This window comes from Microbacterium sp. CJ77 (assembly GCF_002911615.1).
Lineage (GTDB): Bacteria > Actinomycetota > Actinomycetes > Actinomycetales > Microbacteriaceae > Microbacterium.
In genome coordinates this window covers 641511-657284 of record NZ_PQBR01000006.1, presented here as the reverse complement: position 1 = coordinate 657284, position 15774 = coordinate 641511, and the positions used below count along the sequence as shown (strand labels likewise).

Genomic DNA, 15774 nt, shown 5'->3' with positions numbered 1-15774 from the left:
ATTGTCCCACGCCCTCCCTAGGCACCCCCTGTGACGGGGCTACGCTGGAGCAGTGAGCACGCAAAGGGTCTTTGTCGCGCGCCTGGCCGGGTGCGCCGTCTTCGACCCCGCGGGCGACCGCCTGGGCCGCGTTCGCGACGTCGTCGTGGTGTACCGGGCGAGCGACCCGCCGCGTGTCGTCGGTCTGGTCGTCGAGATCCCCGGACGCCGTCACGTCTTCGTGTCGATCGGACGCGTGACCTCGATCGCGACCGGTCAGGTCATCACGACGGGCCTGATCAACGTGCGCCGGTTCCAGCCGCGCGGCGGCGAGGTGCGCGTCCTCGCCGAACTGCTCGGGCGGCGCGTTCACCTGACCGACGGATCGGGCGAAGCGGTGATCGAGGATGCCGCGATCGAACGCAACCGGCTCGGTGAATGGGCGATCGGGCAGCTGTTCCTGCGCCGCCCGAAGACGAGCGCCAGTCCCTTCGCGAAGGGGCCGACCACGTTCGCGAACTGGAGCGATGTGCGCGAACGCATGGCGCCCGGCGAGTCGCAGTCCGTCGAGCAACTCGTCGCCTCGTACTCCGAGCTGCTGCCCGCGGACCTCGCCAACACCCTGCTCGATCTTCCCGACGCACGCATGATGGAGGTCGCCGGCGAACTGCCCGACGACCGTCTCGCGGACGCGCTCGAAGAGATGCCCGAAGGCGACCAGGCACACATCCTCGAACAGCTCGGCGACGAGCGCGCCGCCGACATCCTCGATGCGATGGAGCCGGACGACGCGGCCGACCTCCTGGCGCAGCTGCCCGAGGGCCGCTCCGAGCAGTTGCTCGACCTGATGGAGCCCGAAGAGGCCGACGACGTTCGTGCCCTGCTGGCGTACGGACCCGACACCGCTGGCGGCCTGATGACTCCCGAGCCGATCGTGCTGTCTGCCGACGCGACGGTGGCCGAGGCGCTCGCGCTCATCCGCCGTCACGAACTGCACCCGGCCCTCGCGGCCGCGGTGTTCGTGACGCTGCCGCCCTACGAGACCCCGACGGGCCGCCTGCTCGGCGTCGTGCACTTCCAGCGGATGCTGCGCTATCCCCCGCACGAGCGCCTCGGCGCGATCATCGACGACTCGGTCGAGCCCGTGCACGCCACCGCCTCGGCGGCGGAGGTCGCCCGTCTGCTCGCGAGCTACAACCTCGTCTCGCTTCCCGTCGTCGACAACGCCCATCGTCTCGTGGGCGCCGTCAGCGTCGACGATGTGCTCGACTACCTGCTGCCCGACGACTGGCGCTCGCACGACGCGGATGCCTCCGCGGCCGGTCCCGCGAGCCGTGCCGCCGGATCGAGGCGCCGCTGATGGCGCGCACGTCGCGCCGCGTCACGCTGGACGCGCCTCGCGGGCGCCCCGGTGTGCTCTCACGCACGCCGCAGCCCTCGCGTGACCGCTTCGGCCGCTTCACCGAGTGGATCGCCCGCAAGATGGGCACGCCGTGGTTCCTGCTCGGGTTGAGCCTGTTCTGCGCCCTGTGGATCCTCTGGAACACGATGTTCCCGTCGTACTGGCGTTTCGACTCGGCGGCCAATGGGTTCACGGCCCTGACTCTCGTCCTGTCGCTGCAGGCCTCGTATGCCGCTCCCCTCATCCTGCTCGCGCAGAACCGTCAGGACGACCGCGACCGCGTCCAGATCGAGCAGGACCGGCAGCGGGCGGAGCGCAACCTCGCCGATACCGAGTACCTGGCCCGCGAGATCGTGGCGTTGCGCCTGGCCCTCACGGATGTCAGCAGCGACGTCGTCACCAAGGACGTCCTCCGCAGTGAGCTGCGCCACGAGCTGAAGGCACTTCTCGAGGGCCTCGAGGCCCGAGGTGGCGAGCGCTCCGAGACGGATGCCGCGGCACCCGATGAGCGCTGACCGCGGGTCCGAGTTCGACGAACGGCTCAGCGCCGCGGTCCGCGTGGCGGTCGGGTCGGTGACCGACCCCGAGCTGCGTCAACCCCTCGCCGACCTCGACATGGTCCGCGACATCGCCGTCTCGCGCGGAATCGCGGATGTGGGGATCGCCCTCACGATCGTCGGATGCCCCGCCGCGAACCGCATCGAATCCGACGTGCGCCGGGCCGCGGCATCCGTGCCCGGTGTCGACGACGTGCGCGTGAGCGTCGGCGTCATGACCCCCGCCGAGCGCGCCGCCCTGACCGATCGTCTGCGGGCGGGTCGACCGCGCGGCATCCCGTTCACGGCCGAATCGCTGACGCGCGTCATCGCGGTGACGAGCGGCAAGGGCGGTGTCGGCAAATCGACCGTGACCGCGAACCTCGCCGTCGCGCTCGCGGCACGCGGGCTCAGAGTGGGCCTGATCGACGCCGATGTGCACGGCTTCTCGATCCCCGGGCTGCTCGGACTCGTGGACGGCGAGGGCCGCACCGTGCGCCCCACCCGCATCGATGATCTGATCCTGCCGCCCGTCGCCTACGGGGTGAAGACCGTGTCGATCGGAATGTTCCTGCGCGAGGGCGAGGAGGGCGCGGCCGTCGCCTGGCGGGGGCCCATGCTGCACCGCACCGTGCAGCAGTTCCTCACCGACGTGCACTTCGGCGACCTCGACATCCTGCTCCTCGACATGCCGCCGGGAACGGGCGATGTCGCCATCTCGGTCGGCCAGCTCCTCCCCCACGCCGAGGTCGTCGTCGTCACGACACCGCAGACAGCGGCATCCGACGTGGCGATCCGCAGCGCGTTGGTCGCACGCCAGACGGGGCAGCGCGTCATCGGCGTCATCGAGAACATGGCGGCGCTCACGCTCCCGGATGGCACCGTGCTCGACCTGTTCGGCGCGGGTGGTGGGGCGCAGGTCGCGGCCGCACTGTCGGCCTCGGATGCCTCGGATGCCTCGGATGCCTCGGATGCCTCGGATGCCTCGGATGCCTCGGGTGATGTTCCCTTGCTGGCGTCCATCCCGCTCAGCCCGGCTCTGCGCGCGGCGGGCGACGCGGGTGAGCCCCTCACCGCGACGGGCGCGCCCGGGGAGGCACCAGACACGAACGCGGATGACCCGGCCCGGCGAGCGCTGATCGACCTCGCGGCGCGGCTCGCCGTCACGCCGCGCGGTCTCGCCGGCCGCCCCCTCACCCTCAGGCCCCGTTGACCCGCGAAGGAAACCCATGGCATCCGACACGACCGTGACGACGACGCACGGACCCGTCCGAGGCGAGTCCGACGGCGCGATCCGCTCGTGGAAGGGGATCCGCTACGCAGCCCCGCCCACGGGCCCGCTGCGCTGGCGCGGGCCGCGCGCTCCCGAACCCTGGACCGCTGTGGCCGACGCCACCCGGTTCGGCCCCATCGCCGTGCAGACGGCGTCACCCGCGATCCGCCTGCCCGATGATGCCGTGCAGAGCGAGGACTGCCTGACCCTGGACGTCTGGGCGGCGGAGAGCGTTTCGGCGAGCGAACCGCGTCCGGTCATGGTGTGGGTGCACGGTGGCGCGTACATGTTCGGCGCGACCTCGCAGCCGATGTACGACGGCCGGTCGCTGGCTGCCAGCGGCGAGATCGTGCTCGTCACGGTCGGCTACCGTTTGGGCGCCCTGGGGTTCGCCGATCTCTCGCGCTTCTCGACCGATGCCGAGACCTTCGAGACGAACCTCGCGCTGCGTGACGTCCTCTTCGCGCTCGCCTGGGTGCGCGACAACATCGCGGCCTTCGGCGGCGATCCCGAGAGCGTCACGCTGTTCGGTGAATCCGCCGGGGGCGGCATCGTCACGACCCTCATGACCTCGCCCGCGGCGCGCGGGCTGTTCCACCGAGCGATCGCCGAGAGTTCGCCCGCGACCTCTGTCTACGGTCAGGACCGCGCTGAGCGCGTGGCCCGCGAGCTGCTGCAGGCCGTCGACGCCGACCCCGCCGATGTCTCGTCGTTCCGGAACATTCCCGCCGATCGGCTCGCCGCCGCGGCGATGACGGTATACGCATCCACCCCCGCCGACGAGCCGGGCACCCTGGCCTTCACGCCCGTGGTCGACGGTAACCTCGTGCCGGAGCATCCGGTCGATGTGTTCTCGCGCGGAGGCGCGCTGCCCGTGCCGCTGCTGATCGGCACCAACCGCGACGAGACCTCGTTGTTCACCATGATGAAGTCACCGCTCATGCCGGTCTCGAAAGAGGCGATCGAAGAGATGTCGATCGACCTGCGCGCCGATCGCCCCGACCTCGACATCCCCTCCGACGCCGAGATCCAGTCCGCCTACGCGGGCTTGCGCCTGAAGAAACAAGGCCCGGCCATCTCGCGCGACCTGGGATTCCGCATGCCGACCCTCTGGGTCGTGCAGGGCCACGCCGCCGTCGCCCCGACCTACCTGTACCGCTTCGACTGGGCAACACCCATGCTGCGACTGCTCGGGATCGGCGCGACCCACGGGACCGAGCTGCCCTACCTGTGGGGAAACCTGCAGGGCGGCAAGAAGGACATCACCTTCCGCCTCGGTGGCCTGCGCACCGGCCACGCGCTGTCGACGCGTCTGCAACGCCGATGGATCGGCTTCGCGCTGGACACGTCACCGCAGGCCGAGGGCGCCGTCACCTGGGAGCCGTACACCGCCGCGGATCGCGCCACTCTCGTGATCGATCGGGTCGACCGGGTGGAACCGGACCTCGACCACGACCTGCGCGCGGCGTGGGGCGACGAGGTGCTCTCTTTCACCTGAGCCGCGCGGGTGCCCTCAGGTGGCTTCGGAGTCGTAGGGCGTCGCGACCGGTGCGGCGGAGGAACGTGCCGATGCCGGGGCCGCCGCGGAGTCGGATGCCCCGTCCGCCGCGGCACCGCCCGCGGACGCCGCAGGGCCCGCGGTGGTGGCCACCGGGCCCGCGCCGGCGCCCACGCCACCGGCACCCGCGCCGCCCGCACCACCGAGCGCCGCGGTAGCCGGGCGGGGGGCTCCCGGGCTGACGGGCTTGAGCGGCGGCTCATCGAGCAGGGCCTCGCGGATGATACGCCGGGGGTCGTACTGGCGCGGATCGAGCCGACGCCAATCGACGTCGTCGAAGTCCTCACCCATCTCGTCGCGCACCCGTGTCTTCGCCCCGCGCAAGAACTCGCGCAATCGCCCGAGCATCTTGGCCAAACCCTCGGCGTAGCGAGGCAGTCTCTCGGGCCCCACCAGCAGGGCGGCGATGACACCGATCAGCAGGAGCTTCTCGATCGTCAACCCGAAGAACATGAGAACAGGTTACTCGCCGCGCCTGCGGCCGGAGTCCGCGCCAGCCCCGTAATCTAGGGAAAATGGACAAGCGCGTGAGCGGACAGCAGGCCAGCTGGCGGTACGCGACGGAACAGGTGACAGAGCCCGATCCGATCGCGAAGGCTCGCGCGCACTCCCTCGAGCTGGGCATCGTGCCCATCGATCCGGCCATCGGCGCCCAGTGCGCCGTCCTCGTCGCTGCCTCCGATGCGCTGAACCTGGTCGAGATCGGCACGGGCGCGGGCGTCTCGGGCATGTGGCTGCTGCACGGCAGCGCCCGAGGCATCCTGACCACGATCGACGCCGAACCCGAGCACCTCGCGGCTGCGCGCAAGGCGTTCTCGGATGCGGGCATCCCGCCGGCACGGGCGCGATTCATCACCGGTCGGGCCGCCGAAGTCCTGCCGCGCATGAACGAGTCGGCATACGACATCGTGCTGATCGACGCCGACCCGGAGCACATTCTCGAATACGTCGCGCACGGCCTTCGGCTGGTGCGCGTCGGTGGCACGGTGCTCATCCCCCGCGCGCTGCAGAACGGGCGCGTCGCGGATCCCGTGCAGCGCGATCCGGTCACGACCGCGTTCCGATCCCTGATCCAAGAGACACAGGGCTCTCAGGCCGTCATGCCCGCCCTGTCGATCGTCGGCGACGGGCTGCTGCAGCTCACCAAGATCACCGAGTAGCGCCGCGCCCGCCGCCGTGACCGGTGCGCACCGAGTCGGCCGGTTCGCGCCGAGTGCGCCGCGTGCACGTCGGCGATAACGGGCGCGCTCGCGAACAACCGGCGTTTTCAGCGTCCACGCGGCGCGAACTCAGGAAGAGGCCCGGGACGCAGAAAGGCCGGTCCCGCGAACGGAACCGGCCTGACGACGAACTCTAGGCGGAGACGACTCCCGAGAGCACATCGTGAAGCTCCTTGGCTTCGGCGTCGTTGACCGAGACCACGAGACGCCCCCCACCTTCGAGCGGCACCCGCACGATAATCAGGCGCCCCTCCTTCACAGCCTCCATCGGTCCGTCGCCGGTCCTCGGCTTCATGGCTGCCATAGCGGCCCCTTTCGTCGCGAAATCTAGCTCGGTCCAGTTTATCCTGCCGACCGACGTAATACGGCCGAGCGGTATATCAGGGCACCTGCCAGTACATGTTCGCCAGTCCGTACATGTTCCAGATCCACCACCACTGACCCGCGAGACACACCGCCAGGGCCCCCACCCGCCAGATCGTGGACCGCGGGGTCGCGACCGCGCCCCAGAGTGGCGAGAGGGGGAACAGCAGGCGAAAGATGCTGGACTGCGGGAAGAACACCGCGAACAGGTATACGAGATAGCTCGCAGACCACAGCCGCACCTCCACACCGAGCCGCCGGACGTGGGGCTCGAACAGCAGGATCGCGGCCGCCCCCAGCATCAGGACGACCGCGGCCGCGATCCCGAAGCCGGCCGGCGCACCCCACGACCGCAACCAGAACTCGGCGCCGGCGAACCACCCGTGGAAGGGCATGAAAACACCGCCGTCCGTGACCCAGTTGCGACGCCACGCGAGCTCGGTGGCGAGGTATCCGCCCGGATCCCCGGTCACGATCCCGACGATGACCTGCCAGGCGAAACCCGTCACGACGGCCAACCCGCCGAGCGCGAGGATGTGCACGACTTCGGTCCGACCGAGGGGTTCGCGGTCGCGACGGAACCATCGCCAGAGGCCGAACAGGCCGAGAAACAGCGCGAACGCCAGCACACCCGGACGGGTGAATGCCATCAGGGGGATCAGCAGGTACAGCCATCCGTATCGCCGCCTCCGTACACACCAGAGGGACAACAGCAGCCACAGCAGGAACAGCGATTCGGCATACGCGACCTGGAACAGTGCGGCGAGCGGGGCCGATGCGAACAGAGCCACCGACCAGAGGGCAGCCGTGTCACCGATGCGATCGCGCACCATCTGGAACAGCACGAAGCAGCACCCCAGGCCCGCCGCGATCGCCACCAGGAAGCCGCCCACTCCCCAAGCGGCAAAGGGTATGCCCACCGCCTGCGACAGCAGGGCGAATGGCAGGCTGACCGCCTGCGACAGAAACGCGTACAGCGGCATGAAGGCCCAGGCGTTCTCGGCCACGGCGCCGGTCTCGGTCAGCGGTAGCTCGGCCGGGTAACCGTTGACCGCGACCAGCCAGTACCACTGGGCATCCCACCCGAGGATGAACGGCGCCAGGCCCGGGTTCACCCCGAATCGCGAGTCCGGGCCCGACATCGCCGAAGCGAGGAGCATCAGCCCCGTCGTCACGAGCCGAGCGCCCAGGTAGATCATCACGATCCAGAAGCCGAACCCCGGCCCCCGGGGCGCTCGCGTCGACAACGGATCGGCGCCGGACACGGATGCCTCCGGCCCGGTGTTCACGCCGTCAACCACGCCCGCAGTCCACGCGCCACCGCGTCGATCTGGGCGATCGGCACCCGTTCCTCGTCGTGGTGCGCGAGCTGCGGATCACCGGGGCCGTAGTTCACGGCGGGGACTCCGAGGGCCGAGAAGCGCGCGACATCCGTCCACCCGTACTTGGGACGCGGCTCGGCGCCGACGGCCGCGACGAACTCCCGCGCAAGCGGCGCGTCGAGCCCCGGGCGCGCGCCGGGCGCGAGGTCGACGATCTCGACCTCGAACCCCGCGAACACGTCGCGGACGTGCTGTTCGGCCTCCGACTCGGACCGACTCGGGGCGAACCGGAAGTTGACCTCGACCTCGCAGAGGTCGGGGATCACGTTGCCCGCGATGCCGCCCGAGATCGCAACGGCGTTCAGCCCCTCGCGGTAGTCGAGGCCCTCGACGGTGATCGTCTGCGCGCGGTACTGCGAGAGGCGCTCGAGAATCGGAGCGGCCTGGTGGATCGCGTTCTCGCCGACCCAGGAACGGGCCGAGTGCGCGCGCATGCCGTGGGTGCGCACGAGCGCGCGGAGGGTGCCGTTGCATCCCCCCTCGACCTGACCGCCCGAGGGCTCACCGAGGATCGCGAAGTCCGCCGCGAACAGGTCGGGTCGATGCTCCGCCAGCCGCTTGAGGCCGTTGAGATTCGAATCCACCTCTTCGTGGTCGTACCACATCCACGTGATGTCGGCCCGCGGCGCGACGAGCTCGGCGGCGAGCACGAGCTGCACCGCGACCCCGGCCTTCATGTCGACCGTTCCGCGGCCCCAGATGCATGCCTCGCCGTCAACGACCACGTCGCGCGTCGGCAGGTTGTCGTTGATCGGCACGGTGTCGATATGCCCGGCGATCACGACCCGCTGGTCCCGGCCGAGCATTGTGCGGGCGACGATCGTGTCGCCGTCGCGGATCACCTCGAGGTGCGACAGGGCCGAAACGGCGGCCTGGATCGCATCGGCGAGCGGGGTCTCGTCGCCCGAGACACTCGGGATGTCACAGAGCACCCGGGTGAGCTCGACGGGTGACACGGAGAGGTCGAGCTGCGGCATCCCCCGAGTGTACCGGCGCCCTCCGTGCGCGTCGGGGGTGCGAGCGGTTCGATAGCGTGGACTCATGAGCAGCGAGCGGTGGGTGTGGGGCGAGGGACTCGCCACGATTTCGAGCGACGGAACGGTGCTGGACACCTGGTACCCGGAGCCGCAACTCGGACGCGTGCCGCTCGGGCGCGACGCGGCGATCGCGGATGACCTGGATCGCCTGGCGGCTCCGGACGACCGCCGCGGGGTCACGATCGAGGCCGTCACGGTCGAGATCGACCTCGACGCGGCTCCCGCGTCCACCTCCGACGCATACTTGCGCCTGCACGTCCTCTCGCACCTGCTCGCGGCGCCGAACGAGGTCAACCTCGACGGGATTTTCGGTCACCTGCCGGTCGTCGCCTGGACGAACGCCGGGCCGATGCATCCGGACGACGCGACGCGCCTGCGGCCCCTTCTGCTGCGCGACGGCATCCAGGTGGGCTCGCTCGACAAGTTCCCGCGCCTCACCGACTACGTCACGCCGGTCGGCGTCCGGATCGCGGATGCCTCGCGCGTCCGGCTGGGCGCGTACCTCTCCCCCGGCACGACCGTCATGCACGAGGGCTTCGTCAACTTCAACGCCGGCACGCTCGGCTCGTCGATGATCGAGGGTCGCGTGTCGCAGGGCGTCGTGATCGGCGACGGCAGCGACATCGGCGGCGGCGCGTCGATCATGGGCACGCTCTCGGGCGGCGGAACGCACCGCATCTCGATCGGGGCGCGTACCCTGCTCGGCGCGAACGCGGGCGTCGGCATCTCGCTCGGCGACGACTGCGTCGTGGAGGCGGGACTCTACGTCACGGCCGGGACGAAGGTCGCGCTCGTCGACGCCGCTCCCGCGGCCGACGGCACGACGCCGGTCGTGAAGGCCGCCGAGCTGTCGGGCAGCGACGGCATCCTGTTCCGTCGCAACTCGGTATCGGGTGCGGTCGAGGCCGTGCGTCGCGCGGGCGTCGGCGTGACCCTCAACGAGGCGCTGCACGCCTGACCCGACGGCGGCTGACGCTCACTGAGCCTGTCGAAGGGCGCGTCCGGAGTGACGCCCGCGTAAGGTGGCGCCATGAGTAAGCGCATGCCCAAGGACCTGTACAAGGCCGAACTGAAAGTGCTGCAGGCACGTCTCGTCGACATGCAGGCGTGGGTGCAGTCCTCCGGTGCGCGCATCGTCGTCATCTTCGAGGGGCGGGATGCCGCGGGCAAGGGCTCGACGATCAAGCGCGTCTCCGAGTACCTCAACCCGCGCGTCACGCGCATCGTGGCGCTGCCGACGCCGAGCGAGCGCGACAAGACGCGCTGGTACTTCCAGCGCTACGTGCCGCACCTTCCCGCCGCGGGCGAGATCGTCCTGATGGATCGGTCCTGGTACAACCGCGCGGGCGTCGAACACGTCATGGGCTACTGCACGAGCGCCGAGTATCACCGGTTCCTGCACCAGGCGCCGATCTTCGAGCGGATGCTGGTGGAAGACGGGATCATCCTGCTCAAGTACTGGTTCTCGGTGTCCGACGTCGAGCAGGAGCGCCGCTTCCACGACCGCGCGGGCGATCCGATGCGCCGCTGGAAGCTCAGCCCGAACGATGTCTCATCGATCACGAAATGGGAGGACTACTCCCGCGCCAAGGACACGATGTTCGTGCACACCGACATCCCCGAGTCACCGTGGTTCGAGGTCGACAACGAAGACAAGCGGCGCGGGCGCGTGAACATGATCGCGCACCTGTTGTCGCGGATTCCGTCCGAACCCGTCTCTCGCGAGCACATCGTGATCCCGGAGCGCCCGGCCTCCGGGGGCTACGAGCGCCCGCCGCGGGACGACGACAACGCCGTGCCGGACTACGCCGCGGAGATCATCGCCCGCTTGGGCTGATCACACGCCGGGATAGTTGCGCTCGCGCGCACCCGTGTAGAGCTGCTGCGGGCGCCCGATCTTGGTCTGCGGGTCGAGCTGCATCTCGCGCCAGTGCGCCAGCCAGCCGGGCAGCCGACCGATGGCGAAGAGCACCGTGAACATGCGCGTCGGGAAGCCCATCGCCTTGTAGATGACGCCGGTGTAGAAGTCGACGTTCGGATACAGGCGGCGCTCCTTGAAGTAGTCGTCGCTCAGCGCGAGCTCTTCGAGCTCCTTCGCGAGGTCGAGCAGCGGGTCGCTGACACCGAGTGCCTCGAGCACTTCGTCGGCCGACTCCTTGACGAGCTTGGCGCGCGGGTCGTAGTTCTTGTAGACGCGGTGACCGAAGCCCATGAGCTTGACCCCGTCTTCCTTGTTCTTGACCCGCTCGACGAACCGCGCGACGCTCTCGCCCGAGTCGCGGATGCGCGCGAGCATGTCGAGCACGGCCTCGTTGGCGCCGCCGTGCAGGGGGCCGTAGAGCGCGTTGATGCCGGCCGAGATCGACGAGAACTGGTTGGCCCCGGTCGAGCCGACGAGCCGGACCGTCGAGGTCGATGCGTTCTGCTCGTGGTCCTCGTGCAGAATCAGCAGGCGCTCGAGCGCGCGCGACATGACCGGGTTCGGCTCGTAGATCTCGCTCAGCACGCCGAAGTTGAGCTTGAGGAAGTTGTCGACGAAGCTCAGGGAGTTGTCCGGGTACAGGAACGCCTGCCCGACGCTCTTCTTGTGCGCGTATGCCGCGATCACGGGGAGCTTGGCGAGCATCCGGATGGTGTTGAGCTCGATGTGCTCGGGGTTGTTCGGGTCGGACTCGCCCTCGTAGTAGGTCGAGAGAGCCGACACGGCCGACGACAGCACGGACATCGGGTGTGCCGTGTGCGGCAGGGCCGAGAAGAATCGCTTGAGGTCCTCGTGCAACAGCGTGTGGTGACGGATGCGATCATCGAACGCCGCGAGCTCGTCGGCGCTCGGCAGCTCGCCGTAGATGAGCAGCCAGGCGACCTCGAGATAGCTGGAGTGCTGCGCGATCTGCTCGATCGGGTACCCGCGGTAGCGCAGGATTCCCTTGTCGCCGTCGATGAAGGTGATCGCCGACTTGGTCGCCGCGGTGTTGACGAATCCGTAGTCGAGCGTGGTGTGCCCGGTCTGGCGCGTGAAGCTCGAGATGTCGATGCTCGGGGTGCCGTCGCTCCCCGGCACGATGGGGAATTCCGCCGTTCGATCAGCGATTGTCAAGAACGCCTTCGTCGGCTGCGGGTCAGCCGGACCGTTGCCCGAGTCATTCTGCGTGGCGTCTTCATTGACATCGTTGCTCACGGCGCCTCCTTGCGATTGTCGTCGTCTGGGGGGGTTCTGCCGCCCGGGGCGGCGTTCGCTCGGTGCGGAGCCGTTGGTGCGCCGACCGGAGCGGCGGCGCCAAGGACTGATCGGCCCCAGACATCCGCGTCGTTACAGCCTAGTGGGCCATCGCGCCTACTATCGAACCGGCCAAAGCGTCCGCGAATTCGATGGTGGATATCTACGAAACGGATGCGCGCAGGCGTGCTGCAGCGCTCGCGATGCGCTCGTCGGTCGCGGTGAGCGAGAGCCGGACGTGTTGCGGAAAGTGATCGCCGTAGAACACGCCCGGCCCCGCGAGGATGCCCAGCTCGGCGAGCCGGGCCATGCTGTCCCAGCCATCGCGACCCTCGGTCGCCCACAGGTACAGACCTGCTTCGCTGCGGTCCACGGTGAATCCGGCGGCCTCGAGCGCGGGCTTCAACGCGGCGCGGCGCGCGCGGTACAACTCCTTCTGCGCGGCGACGTGCGCATCGTCGCCGAGGGCCACGATCATCGCCGCCTGCACCGGACCGGGCAGCATCAGACCGAGGTGCTTGCGCACGTTCGCGAGCCGGGTGATCAGGTCGGCGTCGCCTGCCAGGAACGCCGCGCGATACCCGGCGAGGTTCGACTGCTTGCTGAGCGAATAGACGGCGAGGACGCCCGTGGTGTCTCCGCCCGTCACACGCGGATCGAGGATGCTCGGGATCGGTTCGCTCGCCCACGGCCCGTCCCAGCCCAGTTCGGCGTAGCACTCGTCACCCGCGATCACGGCACCGAGCTCGCGGGCGCGGGCGACGGCGCGAGCGAGCTGATCGACATCGAGGACTCCCCCGTCGGGATTCCCCGGCGAGTTGAGCCAGACCAGGCGCGTCGCAGCAGGCCACTCCTCGGGCGCGTCCGAGGCGAACGGGATGGCGCCCGCGACGCGCGCTCCGATCTCGTAGGTCGGGTAGGCGGCGCGAGGATGCACGACCACGTCGCCCTCGCGGAGCCCCAGCAGGGTGGGCAGCAGCGCGACGAGCTCCTTCGAGCCGATGGTCGGCAGCACGTTCCGTGCCTCGAGACCGACGACGTCTCGACGACGCGCGAACCAGTCCACGATCGCCTCACGAAGCGCCGGAGTGCCCACGGTCTGCGGGTACGCGTGCGCGTCGGTTGCTTCGGACAGCGCGTGACGGATGATGTCGGGAGTCGGATCGACGGGCGATCCGATCGACAGATCGGCGATGCCATCCGGATGCATGCGTGCCCGAGCCGCGTAGGGCTCGACCTGGTCCCACGGGTAGTCGGGGAGTCCCAGGACCCCCACGATCAGTGCTCCTGCGGGGGAAGCGCCTCGATGACGGGGTGGTCCTTGTGGATCACGCCGACCTTGGCCGCGCCGCCCGGGGACCCGATGTCGTCGAAGAACTCGACGTTCGCCTTGTAGTAGTCGCTCCACTCGGCGGGCAGGTCGTCTTCGTAGTAGATGGCCTCGACCGGGCACACGGGCTCACAGGCGCCGCAGTCGACGCACTCGTCCGGGTGGATGTACAGCGACCGTTCGCCCTCGTAGATGCAGTCGACGGGGCATTCGTCGATGCAGGCACGATCCTTCACATCGACGCACGGGAGGGCGATCACGTAGGTCACCCGTCCAGTCTATGTCGGCGCGGACGGGCTCAGATCCGGCCGGCGTCGACTCCCGTCGCGGCTCCGACCCGGGATCCCGCCGTCGACCGGGTGGATGCCGGCAGCTCGGGCCAGGCCACGATCAGCACCGCCACGAGCGGGCAGGCCACGGTCCAGACGACGGCGGCCATGCCCGCGGGCGCGATGACGGAGCCTCCGGGCCCCTCGCCCGAGAACACGATCACGGCCAGCGTGATTCCAACCCCCGCGGCGACCGACGCCCACCGATCGGCGAGCAGACGGATCGCGAGCATGAGCGCCCCGGAGCCGATGATCCCGAGCACGAGCCCCACCGGAATGCCCCAGATGGTCGCCGCGTGAGCGACCGTACCGACGACGCCGAAGACGGCGCCCGCGAGTGCGGCGATCAGGAAGGTCGGGATGCGTGAGACGAACTTCGGCATGGGCTCGACGATACCCCGCGCGGCGCGGGCTCAGACGGCCCAGCCCGCGAGACGCAGCAGGGCCGCCGTCGCCGCTGCGGCCGCGACCACCACGAGAAAGGGAGCGCGCAGGGCGAGCAGTCCCGCGGCGACCAACACGGCGGGCACACGAGCATCGACCGCGAGGGCCTGACCCGCCCCGAGCGTCTGCACGGCGACGAGCGCCGCGAGCAGCGCGACGGTGAGCAGGTCGGCGATCCGCGCCGGGCGCGGGGCCTGCACCCACGCGGTCGGCAGCAGATAGCCGACGGCTTTGAGGGCGAGACAGATGACGGATGCGAGCAGCACCGCGGTCCAGAGGGTCATGGCAGGCCCTCGCGTTCGCGGACATCGGATGACTCGGTGGGCGGCATGTCGTCGCGCCCGAGCCAGTTGAACCACCCCACGACGATCGCGACGACGGCCGCGAGCAGCACGGGCATGCCCGGCATCAGACCGGGGGTCAGCACGGTCGCGACGACCGCCGCGGCGACACCGACCGCGATCGCCTGCCGTCCGCGCAGCCGGGGCCACAGCAGCGCCAGGAACGCCGCCGCGGCGGCCGCATCGAGGCCATACGCTTTCGGATCACCGAGCACGTCACCGAGCAGCGCCCCCACCAGCGTCGTGACGTTCCACCCGAGGTAGATGCCGAGGCCCGTCAGCCAGAACCCGAGCGTGCGGGCATGCGGCGTGGTCTGGGCGAGCGAGACGGCGGTCGACTCATCGATCGTGAAGTGCGCGGCCCCCGCGCGCCGGAGCACTCCCCGGCCGATGACCGGAGACATCCGCATCCCGTACGCGACGTTGCGGACCCCGAGCAGCGCGGCCGAGGCGATCGCCGCGGGCGCCGCCACCAGTCCCCCGGCTCCGATCACGCCGACGAAGGCGAACTGCGAGCCGCCCGTGAACATCACGAGGCTCAGCACGCACGTCTGCCAGACGTCGAGCCCGGATGCCACCGACAGCGCGCCGAACGAGACGCCGTAGACGCTCGTCGCGAGCGCGACGCCGAGCGCCTGGCGCCGGGCACGCCGGGCCTCGGGATCGGGTTGGCGATCCGGCTCGGCGGTCCGCTTCGCTCGCCGGCCCGCACTCATGAAAGCGAGTCTGAACAGTCGGCGGATGTCTGTCAAGTCGAACGATCGTTTGCCATAATGAACGCATGGAAACGCTCGGTGCCCGCATCGCCCGGACTCTGCGTCGTGAACGCGAGGCCATCGGAATCTCCGTCTCCGAGCTCGCCCGGCGCGCCGACGTGTCGAAGGCGACGGTCTCGCAGCTCGAGGGCGGGTCGGGCAATCCGAGCGTCGAGACGCTGTGGGCCCTCGCCGTGGCGCTCGGCGTGCCCTTTGCCGTGTTCGTGGATCAAGAGGCCCAGGCGCCGACGCTCGTGCGCGCGAGCTCGCGATCCGGATCGAGCGCGGGCATCCCGTCGTCCGCCGCGCCGTATGTGGCGTCGCTCCTGTCGGCCAGTCCCCCGAACGCGCGCCGCGACATCTACCTGATCCGCGCCGAACCCGGCGAGGCGCGCGTGTCGGACCCGCACCAGCGGAGCACGACCGAACACCTCGTCCTCGTCAGCGGACGGGCGCGGGTCGGCCCGGCCGATGCCCCGCACGTGCTGGAGCCCGGCGACTACCTCGCCTATGCCGGGGACGCCCCGCACGTGTTCGAGGCGCTGCTGCCGGGCACGAGCGCGGTGCTGGTGTCGGAGCTCCGCTGAGCCCCCGACATCCGCTCACCT

The 15774-nt window shown here is 70.0% G+C and carries 18 protein-coding genes; 8 read left to right on the top strand and 10 right to left on the bottom strand.

Features of this window, described 5'->3' with window-relative positions; all coding sequences use genetic code 11:
* Window positions 1-52 precede the first annotated feature (52 nt).
* Genes C2868_RS03875 through C2868_RS03860 form a run of 4 tightly spaced genes read left to right on the top strand, consistent with a single transcriptional unit; the run spans window position 53 to window position 4688 of the window.
* Window positions 53-1339: a magnesium transporter MgtE N-terminal domain-containing protein gene (locus tag C2868_RS03875; RefSeq protein ID WP_100811264.1), complete on the top strand. Its 1287-nt coding sequence runs from the start codon at window positions 53-55 to the stop codon at window positions 1337-1339.
* A complete protein-coding gene (locus C2868_RS03870) occupies window positions 1339-1896 on the top strand; it encodes a DUF1003 domain-containing protein (protein WP_100811265.1) in 558 nt (185 codons plus the stop codon). Before C2868_RS03875 ends, C2868_RS03870 begins: the two co-directional genes overlap by 1 nt.
* Window positions 1886-3130: an Mrp/NBP35 family ATP-binding protein gene (locus C2868_RS03865; RefSeq protein WP_232711217.1), complete on the top strand. Its 1245-nt coding sequence runs from the start codon at window positions 1886-1888 to the stop codon at window positions 3128-3130. The genes C2868_RS03870 and C2868_RS03865 overlap by 11 nt, the downstream gene beginning before the upstream one ends.
* A gap of 16 nt (window positions 3131-3146) precedes the next feature.
* On the top strand, window positions 3147-4688 hold the full coding sequence (locus tag C2868_RS03860) for a carboxylesterase/lipase family protein (RefSeq protein WP_100811267.1): 1542 nt from the start codon (window positions 3147-3149) through the stop codon (window positions 4686-4688).
* Between the two features lie 15 nt (window positions 4689-4703).
* On the opposite strand, the gene C2868_RS17815 is transcribed toward C2868_RS03860, so the two are convergent.
* Window positions 4704-5201, bottom strand: coding sequence for a twin-arginine translocase TatA/TatE family subunit (locus tag C2868_RS17815; protein WP_181003334.1), 498 nt, complete (start codon window positions 5199-5201; stop codon window positions 4704-4706).
* Window positions 5202-5263: 62 nt separating this feature from the next.
* Here C2868_RS17815 and C2868_RS03850 point away from each other — a divergent pair, with 62 nt between their 5' ends.
* Window positions 5264-5908 (top strand): O-methyltransferase, encoded by a 645-nt coding sequence (locus tag C2868_RS03850; RefSeq protein WP_374935756.1) that lies wholly within the window; start codon window positions 5264-5266, stop codon window positions 5906-5908.
* A gap of 193 nt (window positions 5909-6101) precedes the next feature.
* On the opposite strand, the gene C2868_RS03845 is transcribed toward C2868_RS03850, so the two are convergent.
* From C2868_RS03845 to dapE, 3 genes are all read right to left on the bottom strand, one after another.
* Complete coding sequence (locus C2868_RS03845) at window positions 6102-6272, bottom strand: DUF3117 domain-containing protein (protein ID WP_081766366.1); 171 nt, start codon at window positions 6270-6272, stop codon at window positions 6102-6104.
* A 76-nt stretch (window positions 6273-6348) separates the two neighbouring features.
* The gene (locus C2868_RS03840; protein ID WP_232711248.1) at window positions 6349-7632 is read right to left on the bottom strand and encodes a hypothetical protein; all 1284 of its coding nucleotides are present in this window, start codon (window positions 7630-7632) and stop codon (window positions 6349-6351) included.
* Entirely contained in the window at window positions 7617-8690 is a 1074-nt protein-coding gene (dapE, locus tag C2868_RS03835; protein ID WP_100811409.1) for a succinyl-diaminopimelate desuccinylase, read from the bottom strand. Before dapE ends, C2868_RS03840 begins: the two co-directional genes overlap by 16 nt.
* 64 nt (window positions 8691-8754) lie before the next feature.
* Here dapE and dapD point away from each other — a divergent pair, with 64 nt between their 5' ends.
* Both dapD and ppk2 read left to right on the top strand, forming a co-directional pair.
* On the top strand, window positions 8755-9708 hold the full coding sequence (dapD, locus tag C2868_RS03830; protein ID WP_100811410.1) for a 2,3,4,5-tetrahydropyridine-2,6-dicarboxylate N-succinyltransferase: 954 nt from the start codon (window positions 8755-8757) through the stop codon (window positions 9706-9708).
* Between the two features lie 84 nt (window positions 9709-9792).
* Window positions 9793-10587: a polyphosphate kinase 2 gene (gene ppk2 / locus C2868_RS03825; protein ID WP_100811411.1), complete on the top strand. Its 795-nt coding sequence runs from the start codon at window positions 9793-9795 to the stop codon at window positions 10585-10587.
* On the opposite strand, the gene C2868_RS03820 is transcribed toward ppk2, so the two are convergent.
* The 6 genes from C2868_RS03820 to C2868_RS03795 all read right to left on the bottom strand — a co-directional run bounded on the left by C2868_RS03820 (window position 10588) and on the right by C2868_RS03795 (window position 15127).
* Window positions 10588-11847 (bottom strand): citrate synthase, encoded by a 1260-nt coding sequence (locus tag C2868_RS03820; protein WP_232711270.1) that lies wholly within the window; start codon window positions 11845-11847, stop codon window positions 10588-10590.
* 283 nt (window positions 11848-12130) lie between these two features.
* Entirely contained in the window at window positions 12131-13243 is a 1113-nt protein-coding gene (gene dapC, locus C2868_RS03815) for a succinyldiaminopimelate transaminase (protein ID WP_100811413.1), read from the bottom strand.
* 2 nt (window positions 13244-13245) lie between these two features.
* Window positions 13246-13566 (bottom strand): ferredoxin, encoded by a 321-nt coding sequence (fdxA, locus tag C2868_RS03810; RefSeq protein ID WP_036298533.1) that lies wholly within the window; start codon window positions 13564-13566, stop codon window positions 13246-13248.
* 29 nt (window positions 13567-13595) lie between these two features.
* Window positions 13596-14009 carry a histidinol dehydrogenase gene (locus C2868_RS03805; RefSeq protein WP_181003333.1) on the bottom strand — a complete coding sequence of 138 codons (414 nt, stop codon included), beginning with the start codon at window positions 14007-14009 and terminating at the stop codon, window positions 13596-13598.
* Between the two features lie 30 nt (window positions 14010-14039).
* Entirely contained in the window at window positions 14040-14354 is a 315-nt protein-coding gene (locus tag C2868_RS03800) for an AzlD domain-containing protein (RefSeq protein WP_100811414.1), read from the bottom strand.
* Window positions 14351-15127, bottom strand: a complete 777-nt coding sequence (locus C2868_RS03795) for an AzlC family ABC transporter permease (protein WP_100811649.1) — start codon at window positions 15125-15127, stop codon at window positions 14351-14353. The genes C2868_RS03800 and C2868_RS03795 overlap by 4 nt, the downstream gene beginning before the upstream one ends.
* Before the next feature lie 65 nt (window positions 15128-15192).
* On the opposite strand from C2868_RS03795, the gene C2868_RS03790 reads away from it, so the two are divergent.
* Window positions 15193-15753, top strand: coding sequence for a helix-turn-helix domain-containing protein (locus C2868_RS03790; protein WP_100811415.1), 561 nt, complete (start codon window positions 15193-15195; stop codon window positions 15751-15753).
* Window positions 15754-15774: the final 21 nt, after the last annotated feature.

Bases quoted from the DNA above. Each gene is read 5' to 3' on its own strand.
- C2868_RS03860 (WP_100811267.1), top strand. From the start codon at position 3,147: ATGGCATCCGACACGACCGTGACGACGACGCACGGACCCGTCCGAGGC.
- C2868_RS03790 (WP_100811415.1), top strand. From the start codon at position 15,193: ATGGAAACGCTCGGTGCCCGCATCGCCCGGACTCTGCGTCGTGAACGC.
- C2868_RS03870 (WP_100811265.1), top strand. From the start codon at position 1,339: ATGGCGCGCACGTCGCGCCGCGTCACGCTGGACGCGCCTCGCGGGCGC.
- C2868_RS03805 (WP_181003333.1), bottom strand. From the start codon at position 14,009: ATGCCGAAGTTCGTCTCACGCATCCCGACCTTCCTGATCGCCGCACTC.
- dapE (WP_100811409.1), bottom strand. From the start codon at position 8,690: ATGCCGCAGCTCGACCTCTCCGTGTCACCCGTCGAGCTCACCCGGGTG.
- dapD (WP_100811410.1), top strand. From the start codon at position 8,755: ATGAGCAGCGAGCGGTGGGTGTGGGGCGAGGGACTCGCCACGATTTCG.
- C2868_RS03800 (WP_100811414.1), bottom strand. From the start codon at position 14,354: ATGACCCTCTGGACCGCGGTGCTGCTCGCATCCGTCATCTGTCTCGCC.
- C2868_RS03795 (WP_100811649.1), bottom strand. From the start codon at position 15,127: ATGAGTGCGGGCCGGCGAGCGAAGCGGACCGCCGAGCCGGATCGCCAA.
- ppk2 (WP_100811411.1), top strand. From the start codon at position 9,793: ATGCCCAAGGACCTGTACAAGGCCGAACTGAAAGTGCTGCAGGCACGT.
- C2868_RS03850 (WP_374935756.1), top strand. From the start codon at position 5,264: ATGGACAAGCGCGTGAGCGGACAGCAGGCCAGCTGGCGGTACGCGACG.
- C2868_RS03865 (WP_232711217.1), top strand. From the start codon at position 1,886: ATGAGCGCTGACCGCGGGTCCGAGTTCGACGAACGGCTCAGCGCCGCG.
- C2868_RS17815 (WP_181003334.1), bottom strand. From the start codon at position 5,201: ATGTTCTTCGGGTTGACGATCGAGAAGCTCCTGCTGATCGGTGTCATC.
- C2868_RS03845 (WP_081766366.1), bottom strand. From the start codon at position 6,272: ATGGCAGCCATGAAGCCGAGGACCGGCGACGGACCGATGGAGGCTGTG.